General features: G+C 72.9%; 1 protein-coding gene. It reads right to left on the bottom strand.

The features are described 5' to 3' along the window. Positions 1-214: helix-turn-helix domain-containing protein (locus OP79_RS49515; RefSeq protein WP_033330075.1), on the bottom strand; the 214-nt coding region annotated here is incomplete at both ends.

Raw genomic sequence — 214 nt, 5'->3', positions numbered from 1 at the left:
CAGCAGGCCGAGGTCCCGGGCGCGGAGTGCCGCCTGGGTGCGGTCGCGCAGGGCGAGGCGGGTGAGGATGCGGGAGACGTGGTTCTTGACCGTTCCCTCACTGAGATACAGCCGCGCGGCGATCTCCCGGTTGGTGTGGCCGTGTGCCAGGAGTCGCAGGATGTCGGTCTCGCGGGGGCTCAGCGAGACGGCGGGAGGCGCGTCGGCGGGGGAG

Source organism: Streptomyces yerevanensis, from assembly GCF_000716805.1.
Lineage (GTDB): Bacteria > Actinomycetota > Actinomycetes > Streptomycetales > Streptomycetaceae > Streptomyces > Streptomyces flaveus.
The sequence above is the reverse complement of the archived record's forward strand: the minus strand, read 5'-3'. Positions and strand labels throughout refer to the sequence as shown.